This window comes from Sphingomonas sp. SORGH_AS_0789 (assembly GCF_031453055.1).
Lineage (GTDB): Bacteria > Pseudomonadota > Alphaproteobacteria > Sphingomonadales > Sphingomonadaceae > Sphingomonas.
Window position 1 is genome coordinate 2,627,656 of the sequence record NZ_JAVIYV010000001.1, and the last position, 18,332, is coordinate 2,645,987.

The window sequence follows — 18,332 nt, forward strand, 5'->3', positions numbered from 1 at the left end:
TTAGCAGGATGGCTCCATGCGGCAACCCGGAATTGGATCGTCCGGGGCCGAGGGGCGGTTGACAGCGGCCCGATCGGCCCCGAAAGGCGAGCGCGAACGGTGGAATTCGGCGGCACGGGCCGCTACATCCCCCACCGAACCCGGGGCCGGGCGTCCAGCCATCGGCCCGACGTGAAAGACAGGAGATTGCCGGCATGACGGTCAAGGTTGCAATCAATGGCTTCGGCCGCATCGGCCGCCTGGTCGCGCGCGCCATTCTCGAGCGGGGCGGCGACGCGCTGGAACTCGTCGCGATCAACGATCTGGCCGATGCCAAGTCGAACGCCTGGCTGTTCAGCCGCGACAGCGTCCATGGCCGCTATCCGGGCGAGGTGTCGGCCGACGGCAACGACATCGTGATCGACGGCAAGCGCATCCGCGTCACCGCCGAGCGCGATCCGGCGAACCTGCCGCACAAGGAACTGGGCGTCGACCTGGTCCTGGAGTGCACCGGCTTCTTCACCGACAAGGCGTCGTGCGAGAAGCACATCGCGGCGGGCGCCAAAAAGGTGCTGATCTCGGCCCCCGGCAAGAATGTCGACCTGACCGTCGTGTACGGCGTCAACCATGACAAGCTGACCGCCGAGCACACCATCGTCTCGAACGCTTCGTGCACCACCAACTGCCTGGCGCCGGTCGCCAAGGTGCTGAACGACGCGATCGGGATCGAGCGTGGCCTGATGACCACGGTCCACGCCTATACCAACGACCAGAAGATCCTCGACCAGATCCACCCCGATCTGCGTCGCGCCCGCGCCGCCGCCATGTCGATGATCCCGACCACGACGGGCGCCGCCCGCGCGGTGGGCGAGGTTCTGCCGGAACTGAAGGGCAAGCTGGACGGCTCGGCCATCCGCGTGCCGGTGCCCGACGTCAGCCTGGTCGACCTGACCTTCACCCCGGCGCGCGACACGACCAAGGAAGAGGTCAACGCGATCCTGAAGGCGGCGTCGGAAGACGGTCCGCTGAAGGGCGTGCTGGTCTTCTCGGACGAGCCGCTGGTGTCGATCGACCTGATGCACTCGCCGCAGTCCTCGACCGTCGACAGCCTGGAAACGGCGGTGATCGACGGCAAGCTGGTGCGCGTCGTGTCGTGGTACGACAATGAATGGGGCTTCTCGAACCGCATGGTCGACACCGCGACCGCGATGGCGAAGTTCCTCTGATGACGACGGGGCGGGCGATGACCGGGCATCTGGCCGGCATCGCCCGCCATGCCGTACCCAAGGGGCCGATGGAGGTGATCGACACCGCCATCGTCACCCCGGCGGGCGGCGTCGAAGGCGATTGTCGCGGGCGGATCAAGCCCGGTGGGCGCGGGCGGCGTCAGGTGACGCTGATCGAGCGGGCCGACTGGGACGCCGCACTGGCCGAGATCGACCGTAACATCCCCTGGCAGGAGCGCCGCGCGAACCTGTTGGTCGAGGATTTCGACCTTCCCCAAATTCCGGGCACCCGGTTGCGTATCGGGCCCGTCCTTCTGGAAATCACCATGGAATGCGATCCGTGCCACCGCATGGACGCGATCGCCGACGGATTGCAGACGGCCCTCAAGCCCGACTGGCGCGGTGGCGTATGCACCCGCGTGATCGAGGGTGGCACGATCCGCATCGGCGATAACATCAGGATCGAGGAATCATGACCAAGGCCTTCAAGACGCTCGACGATATGGGCGATGTCCAGGGCAAGCGCGTGCTGGTCCGCGAGGATCTGAACGTGCCGATGGCCGATGGCCGCGTGACCGACGACACCCGCCTGCGCGCGACGATCGCGACCGTGACCGAACTGGCCGACAAGGGCGCGATCGTCCTGGTCCTTGCTCATTTCGGCCGCCCCAAGGGGCAGCGTAATCCCGACTATTCGCTGGCGATGCTGACCCAGCCCTATAGCGACGTGCTGGGCCGTCCAGTCCGCTTCATCGACGATGTCGCGGGCGAGGCGGCGGAGGCGGCGGTCGCGACGCTGAACCCCGGCGATATCGCGATCCTGGAGAACACGCGTTTCCATGCCGGCGAGGAGAAGAACGACCCCGAACTGGCGGCGCAGATCGCCAGGCTGGGCGACTTCTACGTCAACGACGCCTTTTCGGCGGCGCACCGCGCCCACGTCTCGACCGAGGGTCTGGCGCGCCAGCTTCCGGCGTTCGCGGGACGCGCGATGGAGGCCGAACTCGACGCACTGGAAAAGGCGCTGGGCAATCCGCAGCACCCAGTCGCGGCAGTGGTCGGCGGAGCCAAGGTCTCGACCAAGCTCGCCGTGCTCAAGCATCTGGTCGGCAAGGTCGATCACCTCATCATCGGCGGCGGCATGGCCAACACCTTCCTCGCCGCGCGCGGGGTCGATGTGGGCAAGTCGCTGTGCGAGCATGACCTGACCGGCACCGCCGAGGAGATCCTTGACGCCGCCGACAAGGCGGGCTGCACCGTCCACCTGCCCTATGACGTGGTGGTCGCCAAGGAGTTCAAGCCGAACCCCGCGACGCGCACCGTCAACGTGCACGAGGTCGCCGCCGACGAGATGATCCTCGACCTTGGCCCCAATGCGGTCGAGGCGCTGGGCGATGTGCTCAAGAACTGCCGCACGCTCGTCTGGAACGGCCCGCTCGGCGCGTTCGAGACGCCGCCCTTCGACATGGCGACCGTCGCACTCGCCAAGACGGCGGCGGCGCTGACCCAGGATGGCAGCCTCGTCTCGGTCGCGGGCGGTGGCGACACCGTCGCCGCGCTCAACCAGGCGGGCGTGGGGACGCAGTTCAGCTTCGTCTCGACTGCGGGCGGCGCGTTCCTGGAATGGATGGAAGGCCAGGACCTGCCCGGCGTCGCCGCGCTGATCGCGTAACCGCAATCCTCCCCTGCAAGGGGAGGTGGCAGGCCGAAGGCCTGACGGAGGGGTGTCACCATCGGCGAGGGTGGAATTTCCCGATGAGCGGGGACACCCCTCCACCAGCTTCGCTGGACCTCCTCCCCTTGCAGGGGAAGAGGATTAAGGGGCTACGACCCCGTCGCCGCTGGCGACGGGGTTTCCTTTAGAAGCGGCACCAGCAACTGGTTGAGGTCGCTCAGTTCGAACGCGGCGGCCTTGGCGTAGCGGACCCGCCCGCTGCGATCGATGATGTAATTGGTCGGCACCGCGCCCAGCGTGGCATAGGGCCCCTTGATCCGCCGCGCCGATGGCATCGTCATCGCGGCGAACAACGGCTTCAGCCTGTAGAGCGGCAGCGAATCCTCGGTTGCGATCGCAAAGACCTTCAGGCCATGCTGCGCCTGGATGCGATAATATTGGTCGAGCAGCGGCAGTTCCGCCCGACACGGCCCACACCATGTCGCCCAGAAATTCAGCACGACCACCTGTCCTCGCAAATCCGCCAGCCGGACATGGCTGCCGTCGATCAGCGTCAGGTCGAAATCGGGCGCCATGTCGCCGACCTTGGGCGTGGACCTGGCGAGGGTCGGGGACGCAACGGGCGTCACGGCCAGCATCGCGGCCCCTGCGAAGCGCAACCATTTCATCCCGAGACTCCCCCCATCTGCCCCGCATCAGAATGATCGCGCACACTTTATGCCGTCAAGGGCGCTTGATCCGACTTGGCGGACTTGCTACGTTGAACGTGTTAAACGAAGGAATGGCGATGCTCGGCGTTCGTCTCGACACCGAATTGGAAGAGCGGCTGGCGGCCGTCGCGCGGACGCAGGGCCGCAGCAAGAGTGACATCGCGCGCGAGGCGGTCCGGCGCTATGTCGACCTGCATGACGAGGCCTATCGCCGCGAGGCCCGTCGCCAGTCGACTCGCGCGTCGAAGCGCGACACGCCGGAGGATTTCGCCTTCTGGAACGCACTGGCGCAGGAGGCGGAGGCGTGAAGATCTCGCACGCCGCCATCGTGCTCGCGACGACGGGCGAGGGGGGCGACCACCGCCCGTTCCTGGTCGTCCAGTCCGACCTTTACAACGAGACGCACAATACGATCACCGTCTGTCCGATGACCTCGGTCGTCGGCGGCGAGGCGCTGTTTCGCGTCGCCTTTTCCCCGCGCGAACATACCGGCCTGACCGTCGAGTGCGAGGTGCAGGTGGACAAGATCCTGTCCATCCCGCGCAATCATATCGTCAAAGTGCTCGGCCATGCTTCGCCCACCCGGATGGAGCAGGTCGACCAGGCGCTGCGCCGCTGGTTGATGCTCTGACCCGTTCCCCGAACCCAATCCGGAGAGAATCGATGACCCCGATCGTGAAGGCCATTCTCGACAAGTACGAAGCCACGCCGGCGGCTGTGAAGGCCAATCTGGCGCGTATCCTGATGCAGGGGCGGCTGGGGGGCACTGGCAAGCTCATCATCCTGCCGGTCGATCAGGGGTTCGAACACGGGCCCGCGCGCAGCTTCGCGATCAACCCGCCCGCCTATGACCCGCATTACCATTTCCAGCTGGCGATCGATGCCGGGCTGTCCGCCTATGCCGCGCCGCTGGGGATGCTGGAGGCCGGGGCGGACACGTTCGCGGGCCAGATCCCGACCATCCTGAAGATCAACAGCTCGAACAGCTGGGGCACCTCGATCACGCAGGCCGTGACGGGCAGCGTGCAGGACGCGGTGCGGCTGGGCTGTGCGGCGATCGGCTTCACCATCTATCCCGGCTCGGACGGCATTTTCGACGCGATGGACCAGATCGCGATCCTGACGGCCGAAGCGCGCGAGGCGGGGCTCGCCACCGTGATCTGGAGCTATCCGCGCGGCGGCAAGCTGACCAAGGACGGCGAACTGGCGCTCGACGTCGGTGCCTATGCGGCGCACATGGCCGCGCAGCTCGGCGCGCATATCATCAAGGTGAAGCTGCCCACCGACCATATCGAGCAGGCCGAGGCCAAGTCCGCCTATGAGGGCACCGACTGGTCCCACCAGGCCGACCGGGTGCGCCACGTCGTCCAGTCCAGCTTTGCGGGCCGTCGCATCGTCGTCTTCTCGGGCGGCGCGGCCAAGGGGGCGGACGCCGTCTATCAGGATGCGCGCGACATTCGCGACGGCGGCGGCAACGGCTCGATCATCGGCCGCAACACCTTCCAGCGTCCGCGCGACGAGGCGCTCGCGATGCTCGACAAGCTGGTCGCGATCTACAAGAACGAGGAATAAGTTCTTGGCAGGCTTGGGCGTTCCGGTTGGGGAACCGGGACGCCCATTCCACCATGCGCCGCCCCCAGGTGACGGACGCCGCGTCACGCGCTAGGGGGACAGGCATGACGCTTGAAGACGATCCCCTCGGCCCGCTCGATCCCGAATTCGCCAGCGCCTTCGTGCGCGACATGCGGCGGCCGCCGTGCCAGCTCTACCTCATCTCGCCGCTCGACGTCGCCGGGACGTTCCCCGACCGTCTGGCGCGCGCGCTCGACGCCGGGCCGGTCGCGGCATTCCAGTTCCGCGTGAAGGACATGGACCAGCACGCCGCCGCCAAGCTCGCCGAGCCGCTCCAGCGTATCTGCGCGGATCGCGAGGTGGCCTTCATCGTCAATGACAGCATCAGCCTGGCCAAGCGGCTCGGCGCGGATGGCGTCCATCTGGGGCAGGAGGATGGCGATGCGCGCGAGGCGCGCGACGTGCTGGGCCCGACGGTGCAGATCGGTGTGACCTGTCACGACAGCCGCCACCTGGCGATGGAAGCGGGCGAGGCGGGCGCGGACTATGTCGCGTTCGGCGCCTTCTACCCGACCACGACCAAGGAAACCAAGCACCAGGCCGAGCCGGTCGTCCTGTCCTGGTGGTCGACGCTGTTCGAGCTGCCCTGCGTCGCGATCGGCGGGATCACCCCGGCCAATGCCGCGCCGCTGGTCCGGGCGGGGGCCGATTTCCTCGCCGTGTCGGGCGCGGTGTGGAACGGCGACGAGGCTGCCGCGGTGAAGGCCTTTGCCGAGGTGCTGAAATAATATCGCCGCTCCGCCCCCACCCTCTGGCGGGGGCGAAGGGTGGTGGAGAACCCTCCCATCCGTTGCGTTTCGGAAACAAGCGCCCCTCCTCGCGTTTGCTTGGGGATGGGCGGCCGGATGCGAAGGAGGGGGCATGAAGCAGAGCGGGGGCAGGGGGCCGTTATCGCGCTTCGGCTGGGTGATGCTGGCGCTGATCGTGATCGGCGTCGGCGGCTTCCTGTCGATGCTGTCCTTCGGGCCGGGCCGGGTGGTGGTGCCCGAGGTCGCGGCCCCCGCCCGCCAGGCGGTGGCGGGCAGTTCGGCGGCGCTGGCCATGCCGATCGCGCATTATCCGCTGGGCTCGCTGCATCATGACTGGGGCGATCCGCGCGAAGGCGGCAAGCGCAAGCATGAGGGGATCGACCTGATCGCCCCCGCCGGAACCCCGGTCGTCGCGGCGCTGGCCGGCACGATCGAAAAGCTGTTCGACAGCGATCGCGGCGGGCATACCCTTTATATCCGCTCGCGCGACGGCCGCTGGAGCCTCTATTACGCGCACCTCCGGGGCTATGCGCCGGGCATCGCGGAGGGTGCGCCGGTCCGCCAGGGGCAGGTGGTCGGCTATGTCGGCGACAGCGGCAATGCCGGGGCGGGTAACATCCATCTCCATTTCGCGATCAGCTGGATGCGCGCCGGGGACGGCTGGTGGCAGGGCGAGCCGGTCGATCCCTATCCGCTGCTTGCCGGAAAGACCGCTTCGAGCTAAGGCAGGCCACACGGACTGCCGTCCGGCGCCACGCCCCGGCATCCTTTGCTCTTTCCAGCAGGTTGAAGACCCATGAAGATCAGCGGCGTGGACATTCGTCCCGGCAACATCATCGAGTATGAAGGCGGCATCTGGCGCGCCGTGAAGATTCAGCACACCCAGCCCGGCAAGGGCGGTGCGTATATGCAGGTCGAGATGAAGAACCTCATCGACGGCCGCAAGACGAACGTCCGCTTCCGCTCCGCCGAGACGGTCGAGCGCGTCCGCCTCGACACCAAGGACTTCCAGTTCCTGTTCGCCGAGGGTGACGACCTGACCTTCATGGACAAGGAAAGCTATGAGCAGATCACGCTGCCGCGCGACCTGCTGGGCGACGCCGCCGCGTTCCTTCAGGACGGCATGGACGTCGTGATGGAACTGCACGAGGAAAAGCCGATCTCGGTCCAGCTTCCCGACCAGATCGAAGCCACCATCGTCGAGGCCGACGCGGTGGTGAAGGGGCAGACCGCCTCCTCGTCGTACAAGCCCGCCATCCTCGACAATGGCGTCCGCGTGATGGTGCCGCCGCACATCGCCAGCGGCACGCGCATCGTGGTCGACGTGTACGAACAGACCTACGTCCGCCGCGCGGACTAATCGGTATCGGCGGATGACCGGCGCGACAGACGCGCGACCCCGTCATCCGCCGTCCCGGCCCGTCGTTCGCGGCGGGCCTTTTCACTTCCAGCGCCCGAGATGCAGAGGCGCGACCGAAAGGACGATCATGGCCTCGCACTCCGGGCTTCTCACCATCATGGAACGCGCCGCGCGCAAGGCCGCGCCGCGTCTTCGTCGCGACTTCAACGAGGTCCAGCACCTCCAGGTCAGCCGCAAGGGGCCCGCCGACTTCGTGTCGATGGCCGACAAGCGCGCCGAGGAAACCGTCTTCGAGGAACTGAAGAAGGCGCGTCCCGACTGGAACTTCCTCATGGAGGAGGGCGGTGAGATCAAGGGCGATCCGTCCAAGCCGCGCTTCATCATCGATCCGCTCGACGGCACCTCGAACTTCCTGCACGGCATCCCGCACTTCGCCATCTCGATCGCGGTCGAGGAGCCGCTGGCGAACGGCAAGCGCGAGGTGACGACCGGCCTGATCTATCAGCCGCTGACCGATGAGAGCTTCTGGGCCGAAAAGGGCCGGGGCGCCTGGTTGCAGGACGGCCGCCTGCGCGTGTCGTCGCGCCGCGACCTGTCGGAGGCGCTGATCGCCACCGGCATCCCGTTCCTGGGGCATGGCGATTTCGTCCAGTGGAGCCGCATTTTCGGTGCGATCGCGCCGCAGGTCGCCGGTATCCGCCGCTTCGGCTCGGCCGCGCTCGACCTCGCCTGGGTTGCCGCCGGCCGTTACGACGGTTTCTGGGAGTCGGGCCTGAAGCCCTGGGATGCGGCGGCGGGCATGCTGCTGGTGCGAGAAGCGGGCGGTTTCGTCAGCGACTTCCGCGGTTCGGACAAGTCGCTCGAGCGCGGCGAGTATCTGGCGGCCAATGAGGGCCTGCATTCCAAGCTGCACAAGCTGCTGGCCAACGCGCTGCGTTAAGAATTTGGTGGGATTTGAACGCGAGGGGTCATGCCTCTTGCGTTCAACCCACTGAATTACCATCTGAAAATTCGAGGATGAGGGCGGGTGAGGGCGTTCACTTGCGATTCATTCTCATGCCTCCGCTGGCTTGCTCCGGCCGACCCATCGGCCTAAAGCCAATCGCATCCAGTTCCGCATCTGCGAGAGAAAAACTTGGTCGATCTGTCGCAATATCTGCCGATCCTCCTGTTCCTGGGCGTTGCCCTGGTTCTGTCGACGGCCTTCGTGTTTCTGCCGATGCTCGTGGCGCGCCTGACGGGTGCCCATAAGCCCAACGAGCAGAAGCTGTCCGAATATGAATGCGGCTTCCCCGCGTTCGAAGACCCGCGCAGCCAGTTCGACGTGCGTTTCTATCTCGTCGCGATCCTGTTCATCGTCTTCGATCTGGAAGCGGCGTTTCTGTACCCCTGGGCGGTCAGCGTGTTCAGCCTCGGCTGGACCGCCTGGTTTTCGATGATGATCTTCATCGGCGAGCTCGCGCTGGGTCTCGTCTATGCGTGGAAGAAGGGAGCGTTGGATTGGGAGTAAATCTTCACTCCGGTCCGGTTGAGTTCAAGCCGCAGGCCCATGGCGGACCCGCCCATGATGGCCAGGCCGTCATTCAGCCCGATCAGGGCTTTTTCGACGGGCTGAACGGCGAGCTGACCGACAAGGGCTTCCTAGTCACCTCGACCGAGGAGCTGTTCCAGTGGGCGCGCACCGGCTCGCTCTGGTGGATGACCTTCGGTCTGGCGTGCTGCGCGGTGGAGATGATCCACGTGAACATGCCGCGTTACGATCTGGAGCGCTTCGGTGCCGCGCCGCGCGCGTCGCCGCGCCAGTCGGACGTGATGATCGTGGCGGGCACGCTGTGCAACAAGATGGCCCCGGCGCTGCGTCGTGTGTACGACCAGATGTCGAACCCGAAATACGTCATCTCGATGGGCAGCTGCGCTAATGGCGGCGGCTATTATCATTACAGCTATTCGGTGGTGCGCGGCTGTGACCGGATCGTGCCCGTGGACATCTATGTCCCCGGCTGCCCGCCGACCGCCGAGGCGCTGCTGTACGGCGTAATGCAGTTGCAGCGGAAGATCCGCCGTGCCGGGAGCATCGAACGGTGAGGGCGCCTGCTCCCCGTTTCGCCTCGAACGATGGCGTGATCGATGCGGCCCGTGCTGCTCTCGGGCCGTGGTTGCTCGATGCGCGCGATCATGTCGGCGAAGTTGCGCTGGTCGTGGACCGTGCGAACCTCGTCCCGGCGATGACTGCGCTGCGCGACACCAAGGGGCTGGAATATCAGCAGCTCATGGAGATCGCGGGCGTCGACTATCCGGAACGCGACGAGCGTTTCGAGGTGGTCTATTGCCTGTTGTCGCTGACCCGCAACCACCGCCTGCATGTCCATGTCTCGACCGACGAGGACAAGCCGGTGCCGTCGGTGACGGGCCTGTGGCCCGTCGCGGGCTGGCTGGAGCGTGAGGTCTATGACCTGTATGGCGTGCTGTTCTCGGGCAATAGCGACCTGCGTCGTATCCTGACCGATTACGGCTTCCGCGGCCATCCGCTGCGCAAGGACTTCCCGCTGACCGGCTATACCGAGCTGCGTTACTCGGAAGAAGAGAAGCGCGTCGTCTATGAGCCGGTGAAGCTGGCGCAGGACTTCCGCAACTTCGACTTCCAGAGTCCGTGGGAAGGCGCTGAATATGTGCTTCCCGGCGACGAGAAGGGCGCGCAGCCCGAAGGCAAGGGCGCGCAGACCCCGGCCAGCGCCGATGCGGTCAAGAAGGCCGGTGCCGAGCCGGACAAGACCGCCGCGCCGCGTGCCGCCGATGTGAAGACTACCGAAAGCCCCAAGCAGACGGGCGCGGGCGAACCGCATCCGGGCAACAAGGCCGAGGGCAAGCCCCAGGATCCGGACGTCGTGCCGGGCAAGGGTGGAGGACAGAATCAGTGAGCGACTACGTCGACGAACTGCTCCACAAGACCGACGCCGTCGACCCGACCACGGGTGACGTGTCGATCCAGAACTATACGATCAACTTCGGCCCGCAGCATCCGGCGGCGCACGGCGTGCTTCGCCTCGTCATGGAGCTGGACGGCGAGATCGTCGAGCGGGTCGATCCGCATGTCGGTCTGCTGCATCGCGGCACCGAGAAGCTGATCGAATACAAGACCTATTCGCAGGCGCTGCCGTACTTCGATCGCCTCGATTACTGCTCGCCGATGTGCATGGAGCACAGCTATGTGCTCGCGGTCGAGAAGCTGCTCGATCTGGAAGTGCCGCTGCGCGCGCAATATCTGCGGACGTTCTTCGCCGAACTGACGCGCATCTCGAACCACATGCTCAACATTGGCAGCCACGTCATGGACGTCGGCGCGATGACGCCGAACCTGTGGCTGTTCGAAATTCGCGAAGACTGCATGAACTTCTATGAGCGGGCCTCGGGCGCGCGCATGCACGCGAATTACTTCCGCGTCGGCGGCGTCCATCAGGACGTGCCGCTCAAGCTGCTGACCGACATCGCCGACTGGCTCGACACCCGTCTGCCGCGCCTGTTCGAGGATGCGATCGGCCTGGTCGCCAACAACCGCATCTTCAAGCAGCGCAACGTCGACATCGCGGTGGTCAACCGCGAGGACGCGATCAAGTGGGGCTTCTCCGGCCCGATGATCCGCGGCTCGGGCATTCCGTGGGATCTGCGCAAGTCGCAGCCCTATGATGCCTATGACAAGGTCGACTTCGACGTGCCGGTCGGCACCAGCGGCGACTGCTATGATCGGTTCATGGTGCGCGTCGAGGAAGTGCGCCAGTCGGCCCGGATCATGAAGCAGTGCCTGGCGCAGATGCCCGAAGGCCCCGTGCTGGCCAGCGATCGCAAGGTCGCACCGCCCAAGCGCGGTGAGATGAAGCGCTCGATGGAAGCGCTGATCCACCACTTCAAGCTCTATACCGAAGGGTATCACGTCCCCGCCGGTGAGGTGTATGTCGCGACCGAAAGCCCCAAGGGCGAGTTCGGCGTGTATCTCGTCTCCGATGGATCGAACAAACCCTATCGCTGCAAGATCCGGCCGACCGCGTTCAGCCATCTCCAGGCCATGGAATTCATGTCCAAGGGGCATATGCTGGCCGACACGACCGCGATCCTGGGCGCGATGGACATCGTGTTCGGGGAGTGCGACCGTTGAGCGGAATCGACACCGCCCGGCGCGTCGCGATCGCCCGCGAGATGATCGCGCATTACAATGCGCAGGACGCCGACGCCTATGTCGCGCTGATGACCGAGGATGCCTGCGAAGCGGGTTATCGCGGTGCCGTCCTGCGCGACGGGCGCGAGGGCGTGCGTTCGGGGCTGAAGGCGATGTTCGCGCAGTTCCCGCAGAACCGCGCCGAGATCGTCGCCGACCAGGCGTTCGGCGAGACCGTGCTGCTGCATGAAAAGGTCGAACGCGCGCCGGGTGGCGAGGCGTTCGAGGTCATGTCCATCTATTCCTTCGAGAACGACAAGGTGTCGCGCGTGGAGTTCATTCGCTAATGGCCGACGCAGCCATCATTCCCGACGAGTCCGAAGTCCGCGCCCGCTGGGGCAATTTCGCCTGGACGGACGAGAACCAGAAGAAGGCGAACGAGATCCTCGCGCGCTATCCCAAGGGTCGCGAACAGTCCTGCTCGATCCCGTTCCTCGATCTGGCGCAGCGCCAGGTGGGGGCGGAGACGCAGACGCAGGGCTGGTTGCCCGTGCCGGTGATCGAGTTCGTCGCGCGCCAGCTGGGCGTCGCCTATATGCGCATCTATGAGGTCGCGACCTTCTACACGATGTTCAACCTGGCGCCGGTCGGCCGCTATCACGTCCAGGTGTGCGGCACGACGCCGTGCATGCTGCGCGGGTCGGACGACGTGCTGGCGGCATGCAAGAACAAGGGGCTGATCAAGGGCAAGACCACGCCCGACGGCCTGTTCACGCTGACCGAGGTCGAGTGCATGGGCAATTGCGCCTCCGCGCCGATGGTCCAGATCAACGACGACAATTACGAGGATCTGGATTACGACCGCACGGTCACGATCCTGGAAGCGCTGGCACGCGGCGAGAGCCCCAAGACCGGCACGCAGGAGCCGGGTCGCCACACGGTCGAGCCGATCGGCGGTCCGACCACGCTGACCGCCATGGTCGGCGACAATCACGACTATCGCGGGGAGTGGGGCGCATAATGCTCGCTGACAAGGACCGCATTTTCACCAATCTCTACGGCTACCAGCCGTGGAACGTCGACGCGGCGATGAAGCGCGGCGATTGGGACAATACCAAGGCGCTGCTGGAGCTGGGCCAGGACAAGATCATCGACGTCATCAAGGCGTCGGGTCTGCGCGGGCGCGGCGGTGCGGGCTTCCCGACCGGCATGAAGTGGAGCTTCATGCCCAAGGAACCGCGTCCCGACCGGCCGAGCTTCCTGGTCATCAACGCCGACGAGTCCGAGCCGGGTTCGTGCAAGGACCGCGAGATCATCCGCCACGATCCGCACAAGCTGATCGAGGGTGCGCTGGTCGCGGGCTTCGCGATGCGCGCGCGGGCGGCCTATATCTATATTCGCGGCGAATATATCCGCGAGGCCGAGACGCTGTTCGCGGCAGTCGCCGAGGCCTATGACCGGGGTTTCCTGGGCAAGAATGCCTGTGGCTCGGGTTACGACTTCGACGTCTTCGTCCATCGCGGCGCCGGCGCATACATCTGCGGCGAAGAGACCGCGATGATCGAAAGCCTGGAGGGCAAGAAGGGCCAGCCGCGCCTGAAGCCGCCTTTCCCGGCGGGGGCGGGCCTCTATGGCTGCCCGACGACGGTCAACAATGTCGAGTCGATCGCGGTCGCGCCGACGATCCTGCGGCGCGGCGCCGAGTGGTTCTCCTCCTTCGGGCGCGAGAACAACAAGGGCACCAAGCTCTTCCAGATCTCCGGCCATGTCGACCGACCCTGCGTGGTCGAGGAAAGCATGTCGATCACGTTTCGCGAACTGATCGAGCGGCATTGCGGCGGCATTCGCGGCGGCTGGGACAATCTGCTCGCGGTGATCCCGGGCGGCTCGTCGGTGCCGCTGGTGCCCGCCGCCGAGATCATGGACGCGCCGATGGACTTCGACGGCCTGAAGGCGGTCGGATCGGGTCTCGGCACGGCGGCCGTGATCGTGATGGACAAGTCGACCGACATCGTCCGCGCGATCAGCCGTCTGTCCTATTTCTACAAGCATGAGAGCTGCGGCCAGTGCACGCCGTGCCGTGAAGGCACCGGCTGGATGTGGCGCGTGATGGAGCGGATGCGCACCGGCGATGCCGATGTCTCCGAGATCGACACGCTGTTCCAGGTGACGAAGCAGGTCGAAGGCCACACCATCTGCGCGCTCGGCGACGCGGCGGCCTGGCCGATCCAGGGCCTGATCCGCCACTTCCGCCCGGAGATGGAACGCCGCATTCGCGAACGCAAAGGCGAGACGGGCGGCAACGCCCCGATGATGGAAGCTGCCGAATAATGCCTAAGGTCAAAGTCGACGGCGTCGAGATCGAGGTGCCCCAGGGCGCCACCGTGCTGCAGGCCTGCGAGCTTGCGGGCAAGGAAATCCCGCGCTTCTGCTATCATGAGCGGCTGTCCATCGCGGGCAATTGCCGCATGTGCCTGGTCGAGGTGAAGCCTGGGCCTCCCAAGCCGCAGGCGTCGTGCGCGCTTCCGGCGGCGGAGAATCAGGAGATTTTCACCACCACCCCGATGGTGAAGGCCGCGCGCGAAGGCGTGATGGAATTCCTGCTGATCAACCACCCGCTGGACTGCCCGATCTGCGATCAGGGCGGCGAGTGCGACTTGCAGGACCAGTCCATGGCCTATGGCAAGGGCCATAGCCGCTATGACGAGAATAAGCGGGCCGTCACCGAGAAGTACATGGGTCCGATCGTCAAGACGGTCATGACCCGCTGCATCCAGTGCACCCGCTGCGTCCGCTTCGCCGAAGAGGTCGCGGGCGTGGAGGAAATCGGCGCGATCTATCGCGGCGAGAATATGCAGATCACCTCGTACCTCGAACAGGCCGTGTCGAGCGAGCTGTCGGGCAATGTCGTCGACCTGTGCCCGGTGGGCGCGCTGACGTCCAAGCCCTATGCGTTCGAGGCGCGTCCCTGGGAGCTGAAGAAGACGCTCGCCATCGACGTGATGGACGCCGTCGGCACCAATATCCGCCTCGACAGCCGGGGTCGTCAGGTGCTGCGCTGCGTGCCGCGCATCAATGACGAAGTGAACGAGGAGTGGGCGAGCGACAAGACGCGTCACGCGATTGACGGCTTGGTCCGTCGTCGTCTCGACCGTCCGTTCATCCGCCGCGACGGCAAGCTGGTGCCCGCGACCTGGGACGAGGCCTTTGCCGCGATCCGTGACGTGAACGCCGGTTCGAGCGTCGCCGCGATCGCCGGTGATCTGGTCGATTGCGAGACGATGTTCGCCGCCAAGGCGCTGCTGGCCAAGATGGGTTCGAGCCTGCTCGAAGGCCGTCAGACCGGCATGGATTACGACACGTCGAGCCTGGCCGCGGTCAACTTCAACACGACCATCGCGGGCGTCGAGCGCGCCGATGCGATCCTGCTGATCGGCACCAATCTGCGCTGGGAAGCGCCGCTGGTGAACACCCGTATCCGCAAGGCGATCAAGAAGGGCGCCAAGGTCTTCGCGATCGGCCCCGAAACCGACCTGACCTACAAGGTCGAGTGGCTGGGTGCCGACCTGTCGGTGCTGGGCAATCTGCCTGAGGCGGTTACCGAGCTGTTCGGCAAGGCCGCGCGTCCGATGGTCATCCTCGGTGGCGGTGCGATCAAGGGCGCGCATGGCGCGAGCCTGAAGCTGGTCGAACAGTTCAATCTGGTGCGGACGCTGGAAGACGGTTCGGCCTGGAACGGCTATAATGTCGTCCACATGGCGGCCGCGCGCATGGGCGGGCTGATGCTCGGCTATGCGCAGAAGGGCGGTATCGCCGACGTGGTCGCGGCCGCGCCGAAGCTCGCCTTCTTCCTGGGCGCCGACGAGGTCGACTTCGCCAAGTTCGGCAGCAGCTTCAAGGTGTTCGTCGGCCATCATGGCGACAAGGGTGCGCATCACGCCGATGTCATCCTGCCGGGCGCGACCTATGCCGAGAAGTCGGGCACCTGGGTCAACCTCGAAGGCCGGGTGCAGCGTGGCGAGCGGGCGGTGTTCGCACCGGGCGACGCGCGCGACGACTGGACGATCTTCCGCGCGCTGTCCGAGGTTCTGGGCCAGACCCTGAAGTTCGACACGCTGGACGAACTCCGCGCCGCCATGGCCGCCGAGGTTCCCGCGCTGGGCCAGGTCGGTCTCGTCACCTTCGACTGGGCAGCACCGTCGCTGAACGCGACCGCGAGCGGAACGATCGAGGGTTATCCGATCAAGGACTTCTACCTCACCAACGCGATCTGCCGCGCCAGCCCGACGATGCAGCGCTGCTCGGCCGAACTGGTCCATGGTGAGAGCTATGCGGAGGCAGCGGAGTGACCGCGTTTTTCAACACGACGCTCGGCCTTCCTTATGGCTGGGCCTGGACGATCGCGACCCTGGTCGGGATTCTGGCGATCGCGCTGCCGCTGATGCTGGCGGTCGCGATGGTCATCTATGTCGACCGCAAAATCTGGGCGGCGATGGCGCTGCGCCGTGGTCCGAACGTGGTCGGCCCCTTCGGTCTGCTCCAGTCCTTCGCCGACGGTCTGAAGGTCTTCCTTCAGGAAACCATCGTTCCGGCCGCCGCCAATCGCGGGCTGTTCCTGCTGGCGCCGATCATCACCTTCACGGTCGCGCTGATCGTCTGGGCGGTGGTGCCGTTCCAGCCGGGCGTGGTCGTCGCCAACATCAATGTCGGCCTGCTCTATGTCCTCGCCGCCTCGTCGCTGGGCGTGTACGGCGTGATCCTGTCGGGTTGGGCATCGAACTCGAAATATCCCTTCTACTCGGCGCTTCGTGCGGCCGCGCAGATGGTGTCCTATGAAGTCGCGATCGGCTTCATCCTGATTTCGGTCGTGATGTGGTCGGGCAGCTTCAACCTGACCGACATCGTCGAGGCGCAGAAGAGCGTGCTGGGAATTCCGGTCAACGGCTTCTTCCTCAACCCGCTGCTGTTCCCGATGGCGGTGATGTTCTTCATCTCGGCGCTGGCCGAGACGCAGCGCGCGCCGTTCGACCTGACCGAAGCGGAGTCGGAGCTCGTCGCGGGTTACCAGACCGAGTATAGCTCGATGTCGTTCGCGCTGTTCTGGCTGGGTGAGTATGCCAACGTCATCCTGATGTGCGCGCTGAACGCGATCCTGTTCTGGGGTGGCTATCTGCCGCCGCTCGACTGGGCGCCGCTTTATGCCGTGCCGGGGATCGTTTGGCTGCTCTTGAAGATGTGCTTCTTCTTCTTCGTCTTTTCGTGGGTGAAGGCGACCGTACCGCGCTATCGGTACGACCAGCTGATGCGGCTGGGCTGGAAGGTGTTCCTGCCGGTGTCGCTGTTCTGGGTATTCTTGGTGTCTGGCGTGCTGATGTATGCGCGCGTGGGAGTTCCGGCATGAGCGTCGCTCAGTACGTCAAGGCTTTTACGCTGTGGGAGTTCGTGAAGGGGCATGCGCTGACCCTTCGCTACTTCTTCAAGCCGAAGGCGACGATCAACTATCCGTTCGAGAAGAACCCCATCTCTCCGCGCTTCCGGGGCGAGCACGCGCTGCGTCGCTATCCCAATGGCGAGGAGCGGTGCATCGCGTGCAAGCTGTGCGAGGCGATCTGCCCCGCCCAGGCGATCACGATCGAGGCGGAACCCCGCGACGACGGCAGCCGCCGCACGACGCGCTACGACATCGACATGACCAAGTGCATCTATTGCGGGCTGTGCCAGGAGGCTTGCCCGGTCGATGCGATCGTCGAGGGTCCGAACTTCGAATTTTCGACCGAGACCCGCGAAGAGCTGATCTACGACAAGTCGAAGTTGCTCGATAACGGTGACCGCTGGGAAAGCGCGATCGCGGCGAACCTTGCCGCCGATGCGCCGTACCGTTAAAGCCCGCGACCATCGGTTCGGGGCGGACAGAAAAGGGGCCTGACAGGCAGTGATACAGGCTATCGCCTTCTATATTTTCGCGACCGTGGTGATCGTGTCCGCAGGGCTCACGATCGCGTCGCGCAATCCGGTGCACTCGGTCATGTGGCTGATCCTGGCGTTCTTCAACGCCGCGGGCCTCATGGTGCTGTGCGGGGCCGAGTTCATCGCGATGCTGCTCGTCATCGTCTATGTGGGCGCGGTCGCGGTGTTGTTCCTCTTCGTCGTCATGATGCTCGATATCGAGGTCGCGGCGATGCGGGCGGGCTTTGCGCGCTATCTGCCGCTGGGCCTGGCACTCGCCGTCGCCCTGCTGGCCGAGGTCATCATCGCCTTCCAGGCTTGGAGCGTCGGCGGCGTTCAGCTGGCGGCCCGTGCGGCCCCGATCGCGCCCGAGGTGTCCAACATCCAGGCGATCGGCAACCTGCTGTACACGCGCTACCTGTTCATCTTCGAGGGTGCGGGCCTCGTCCTGCTCGTCGCGATGATCGGCGCGATCGTCCTCACGCATCGCAAGCGCGGCGGCGTCCGTCCGCAGAACATCGCCAAGCAGAATGCGCGTCAGCCGCATGAGGCGATCCGCAACATCAATCAGCCCATCGGGCAGGGGGTGGAACTGTGACGATCGGTCTCGTCCATTATCTGGTCGTCGCAGCGATCCTGTTCACCATGGGGGTGCTGGGTATCTTCCTGAACCGGAAGAACCTGATCGTCATCCTCATGGCGATCGAGCTCATCCTGCTCGCCGTGAACCTGAACCTCGTCGCCTTCTCGGCCGCGCTTCAGGATCTGGTGGGGCAGGTCTTCGCCATGTTCGTGCTGACCGTGGCTGCCGGTGAATCGGCGATCGGTCTGGCGATCCTGGTCATCTATTTCCGTGGCCGCGGCACCATCGCGGTCGACGACGTCAACCGGATGAAGGGGTAATC

At 65.5% G+C, this 18,332-nt stretch carries 23 protein-coding genes; 22 read left to right on the forward strand and 1 reads right to left on the reverse strand.

The features are described 5' to 3' along the window. Window positions 1–194: 194 nt before the first annotated feature. From gap to QE360_RS12095, 3 genes are read left to right on the forward strand one after another with little or no spacing between them, the layout of a single operon-like run. On the forward strand, window positions 195–1,205 hold the full coding sequence (gene gap / locus QE360_RS12085) for a type I glyceraldehyde-3-phosphate dehydrogenase (RefSeq protein ID WP_307099737.1): 1,011 nt from the start codon (window positions 195–197) through the stop codon (window positions 1,203–1,205). Beyond that, entirely contained in the window at window positions 1,205–1,681 is a 477-nt protein-coding gene (locus tag QE360_RS12090) for an MOSC domain-containing protein (protein WP_309701835.1), read from the forward strand. Before gap ends, QE360_RS12090 begins: the two co-directional genes overlap by 1 nt. After that, complete coding sequence (locus QE360_RS12095) at window positions 1,678–2,877, forward strand: phosphoglycerate kinase (RefSeq protein WP_309701837.1); 1,200 nt, start codon at window positions 1,678–1,680, stop codon at window positions 2,875–2,877. Before QE360_RS12090 ends, QE360_RS12095 begins: the two co-directional genes overlap by 4 nt. A 152-nt stretch (window positions 2,878–3,029) precedes the next feature. Here the strand turns inward: QE360_RS12095 and QE360_RS12100 are convergent, their stop codons facing one another. Continuing rightward, window positions 3,030–3,548, reverse strand: a complete 519-nt coding sequence (locus QE360_RS12100; protein WP_405052590.1) for a TlpA family protein disulfide reductase — start codon at window positions 3,546–3,548, stop codon at window positions 3,030–3,032. Window positions 3,549–3,667: 119 nt separating this feature from the next. Here QE360_RS12100 and QE360_RS12105 point away from each other — a divergent pair, with 119 nt between their 5' ends. The 19 genes from QE360_RS12105 (at window position 3,668) to nuoK (ending at window position 18,330) form a co-directional block, all read left to right on the forward strand. Then, window positions 3,668–3,898: a ribbon-helix-helix protein, CopG family gene (locus tag QE360_RS12105; RefSeq protein WP_307099731.1), complete on the forward strand. Its 231-nt coding sequence runs from the start codon at window positions 3,668–3,670 to the stop codon at window positions 3,896–3,898. Beyond that, window positions 3,895–4,221: a type II toxin-antitoxin system PemK/MazF family toxin gene (locus QE360_RS12110; RefSeq protein ID WP_309701840.1), complete on the forward strand. Its 327-nt coding sequence runs from the start codon at window positions 3,895–3,897 to the stop codon at window positions 4,219–4,221. The genes QE360_RS12105 and QE360_RS12110 overlap by 4 nt, the downstream gene beginning before the upstream one ends. 32 nt (window positions 4,222–4,253) lie before the next feature. Further along, a complete protein-coding gene (locus tag QE360_RS12115; protein WP_309696357.1) occupies window positions 4,254–5,162 on the forward strand; it encodes a class I fructose-bisphosphate aldolase in 909 nt (302 codons plus the stop codon). Between the two features lie 104 nt (window positions 5,163–5,266). Then, window positions 5,267–5,950, forward strand: coding sequence for a thiamine phosphate synthase (thiE, locus tag QE360_RS12120; RefSeq protein ID WP_309701842.1), 684 nt, complete (start codon window positions 5,267–5,269; stop codon window positions 5,948–5,950). Between the two features lie 133 nt (window positions 5,951–6,083). Continuing rightward, the gene (locus QE360_RS12125) at window positions 6,084–6,695 is read left to right on the forward strand and encodes a M23 family metallopeptidase (protein WP_309701845.1); all 612 of its coding nucleotides are present in this window, start codon (window positions 6,084–6,086) and stop codon (window positions 6,693–6,695) included. Between the two features lie 72 nt (window positions 6,696–6,767). Next, on the forward strand, window positions 6,768–7,331 hold the full coding sequence (efp, locus tag QE360_RS12130; RefSeq protein ID WP_007403968.1) for an elongation factor P: 564 nt from the start codon (window positions 6,768–6,770) through the stop codon (window positions 7,329–7,331). A gap of 127 nt (window positions 7,332–7,458) precedes the next feature. After that, a complete protein-coding gene (locus tag QE360_RS12135) occupies window positions 7,459–8,271 on the forward strand; it encodes an inositol monophosphatase family protein (RefSeq protein ID WP_056438117.1) in 813 nt (270 codons plus the stop codon). 195 nt (window positions 8,272–8,466) lie between these two features. Continuing rightward, window positions 8,467–8,841, forward strand: a complete 375-nt coding sequence (gene ndhC, locus QE360_RS12140; protein ID WP_307099722.1) for an NADH-quinone oxidoreductase subunit A — start codon at window positions 8,467–8,469, stop codon at window positions 8,839–8,841. Beyond that, window positions 8,832–9,416 (forward strand): NADH-quinone oxidoreductase subunit B family protein, encoded by a 585-nt coding sequence (locus QE360_RS12145; RefSeq protein ID WP_373424634.1) that lies wholly within the window; start codon window positions 8,832–8,834, stop codon window positions 9,414–9,416. Before ndhC ends, QE360_RS12145 begins: the two co-directional genes overlap by 10 nt. Next, a complete protein-coding gene (locus tag QE360_RS12150) occupies window positions 9,413–10,249 on the forward strand; it encodes an NADH-quinone oxidoreductase subunit C (protein WP_309701847.1) in 837 nt (278 codons plus the stop codon). Before QE360_RS12145 ends, QE360_RS12150 begins: the two co-directional genes overlap by 4 nt. Next, on the forward strand, window positions 10,246–11,481 hold the full coding sequence (locus QE360_RS12155; RefSeq protein ID WP_309696345.1) for an NADH-quinone oxidoreductase subunit D: 1,236 nt from the start codon (window positions 10,246–10,248) through the stop codon (window positions 11,479–11,481). Before QE360_RS12150 ends, QE360_RS12155 begins: the two co-directional genes overlap by 4 nt. Before the next feature lie 41 nt (window positions 11,482–11,522). Next, window positions 11,523–11,828 (forward strand): nuclear transport factor 2 family protein, encoded by a 306-nt coding sequence (locus QE360_RS12160; protein ID WP_309698210.1) that lies wholly within the window; start codon window positions 11,523–11,525, stop codon window positions 11,826–11,828. Continuing rightward, on the forward strand, window positions 11,828–12,502 hold the full coding sequence (locus QE360_RS12165) for an NAD(P)H-dependent oxidoreductase subunit E (protein WP_309701849.1): 675 nt from the start codon (window positions 11,828–11,830) through the stop codon (window positions 12,500–12,502). Before QE360_RS12160 ends, QE360_RS12165 begins: the two co-directional genes overlap by 1 nt. Further along, entirely contained in the window at window positions 12,502–13,812 is a 1,311-nt protein-coding gene (gene nuoF / locus QE360_RS12170; RefSeq protein ID WP_307099714.1) for an NADH-quinone oxidoreductase subunit NuoF, read from the forward strand. The genes QE360_RS12165 and nuoF overlap by 1 nt, the downstream gene beginning before the upstream one ends. Beyond that, window positions 13,812–15,830, forward strand: coding sequence for an NADH-quinone oxidoreductase subunit NuoG (gene nuoG, locus QE360_RS12175; protein ID WP_309701852.1), 2,019 nt, complete (start codon window positions 13,812–13,814; stop codon window positions 15,828–15,830). The genes nuoF and nuoG overlap by 1 nt, the downstream gene beginning before the upstream one ends. Then, window positions 15,827–16,882, forward strand: a complete 1,056-nt coding sequence (gene nuoH / locus QE360_RS12180; RefSeq protein ID WP_307099710.1) for an NADH-quinone oxidoreductase subunit NuoH — start codon at window positions 15,827–15,829, stop codon at window positions 16,880–16,882. Before nuoG ends, nuoH begins: the two co-directional genes overlap by 4 nt. Then, window positions 16,879–17,364: an NADH-quinone oxidoreductase subunit NuoI gene (gene nuoI, locus QE360_RS12185; protein ID WP_042483186.1), complete on the forward strand. Its 486-nt coding sequence runs from the start codon at window positions 16,879–16,881 to the stop codon at window positions 17,362–17,364. Before nuoH ends, nuoI begins: the two co-directional genes overlap by 4 nt. A gap of 49 nt (window positions 17,365–17,413) precedes the next feature. Further along, window positions 17,414–18,025, forward strand: a complete 612-nt coding sequence (locus tag QE360_RS12190) for an NADH-quinone oxidoreductase subunit J (RefSeq protein WP_007404217.1) — start codon at window positions 17,414–17,416, stop codon at window positions 18,023–18,025. After that, entirely contained in the window at window positions 18,022–18,330 is a 309-nt protein-coding gene (gene nuoK / locus QE360_RS12195; RefSeq protein WP_007404079.1) for an NADH-quinone oxidoreductase subunit NuoK, read from the forward strand. Before QE360_RS12190 ends, nuoK begins: the two co-directional genes overlap by 4 nt. Window positions 18,331–18,332 lie beyond the last annotated feature (2 nt).